The sequence below is a fragment of the Nonlabens antarcticus genome, from assembly GCF_015356755.1.
GTDB classification, from domain to species: Bacteria; Bacteroidota; Bacteroidia; order Flavobacteriales; family Flavobacteriaceae; genus Nonlabens; species Nonlabens antarcticus.
On record NZ_JADFCO010000021.1, the window covers coordinates 1 to 243 of the forward strand.

1 protein-coding gene is annotated in these 243 nt (G+C 43.6%); it reads right to left on the minus strand.

What is annotated here, in order from left to right; all coding sequences use genetic code 11:
* Positions 1–46: 46 nt before the first annotated feature.
* A partial coding sequence (locus tag IQ282_RS00090) for a hypothetical protein (protein WP_228547158.1) occupies positions 47–243 on the minus strand: 197 nt, incomplete at its 5' end.

The window sequence follows — 243 nt, forward strand, 5'->3', positions numbered from 1 at the left end:
CTATAATAAACCTGTCTGTCCAGCCCGAGTAAGTTACAGGTGGAGACTATTGTCTCTTCATGTTCTTCCTTGAAGTTTTCGATAACTCGGGCGTGTAGTTTTTTCTGATCTGGATATCATATTCTTTCTCTGCCATATCCACCAGCATATCAAAGATGATTACCTTTTTGTCGGCACGCTCTGCCAGATGCTCTGCACGAGCTTTCTGCTTCTCAAGCAGCTTGACTCTAGCCTCTAGTTCTA